Annotated in this window: 1 pseudogene; it reads left to right on the top strand. The window is 49.8% G+C overall.

The features are described 5' to 3' along the window. Nucleotides 1-525: 525 nt before the first annotated feature. Nucleotides 526-1,314: pseudogene (locus JGK14_RS33895) on the top strand (hypothetical protein); the annotation flags it as partial.

The raw sequence follows: 1,314 nt of genomic DNA, 5'->3' as shown, positions 1-1,314 counted from the left end.
CTGTAAGGCTAACACTGCATAATTTCAGCCCAAAAGCGTTTGGCTTCCAAGTTTTCACAACTGATAAAAAAATCCGACCCACATCTGCGGAATGTGGGCAAAAAGGTGAGGTATGACTGACAGGTTATATAACCACTGAAACCAAGAGGGCTCTCTTCCCAACAACGTCCGCGAATATGAGAGCTTGATCCGCTATAGTTGCAACAGTCCTGAAGCGTGCCGAGCGAGCTGGAAGACTAAACAAGACAAGCAGAAATAGGGTTTTTTCCTTTCGGCGTTCAGGTTCAGGGGCGATCGTTGCAATTAATCAGACCGAATCGTCACAAATATAAAAAAATTGCTAATTGAAAATCTACAATCATGCAGGTCATCAACGGTGCGATTGACTGCCGAACTCGTCGGTGTTGCGAGTTAGGAGCGATTTCAACTCTACAATCCCAAATCTAAAATCTACAATCTACATTCCCAAATCTACATTCCCAAATCTAAAATCTAAAATCTAAAATCTAAAATCGCCAGACCGTGATGTCTATTCCTTCCCAAAAAGTTTCTAGCTCGAACAAGCAGATCTATCAACGCTTGAAACAGGCGATCGACCTCAACTTACGCCGTCAAATTTTTATTGCCGCCTGCGACGACCTGTGTTTGCGGGACTGTCTGGCGGCCCGCTTGCAGGCAGAATTAGCCGCCGAGGGCGCCGACTCGATTTCTCGTCCCTACCCGATCGACTATCCCCGATTTGTCAGTTTGGAACTCGACGTGAGCGATCCCAATCCTTGGGACTCGATCGCCGCATGGCTGACTCAACACCCACTGCCCCGAAACGGCGGCAGCTACAGCCGTTTGCCGGGATTTCAAATTCTCGGGGCCGAACACCTGACCAGGCACTCACCAGCCGTGCAGTGGTCGTTCCTGAGCTATTTGAGAGACATCGAAGCAAACCTGCAAATGTGCGAATCTACTCTGTTGCTGTGGGTGTCGCGCCCTTGGTTGAGTTCGATCGAGCAATCGGCCCCGGAATTTTGGCAATGGCGCACCGGAGTATTTGAGTTTGAAGGCGAACCAACTCCAGCTAAGGGCGACTTCGGGCACTCGGAAGACTTCGGACACTCGGAAAACTTCGGAAACTTGCGGGACAACGGAGACTATGGCGACCAACTTTTAAAATATTTAAAGTCTTCTGAAGAATCCTCAATTCCCGATTCCCCATCCCCAATTCCCGATTCCCCATCCCCCATTCCCGATTCCCCATCCCCCATTCCCGATTCCCCATCCCCCATTCCCGATTCCCCATCCCCCATTCCCGATTCCCCA

This window comes from Microcoleus sp. PH2017_28_MFU_U_A (genome assembly GCF_020738035.1).
Taxonomy (GTDB): domain Bacteria; phylum Cyanobacteriota; class Cyanobacteriia; order Cyanobacteriales; family Microcoleaceae; genus Microcoleus.
This window is presented reverse-complemented; position numbering and strand designations above follow the sequence as displayed.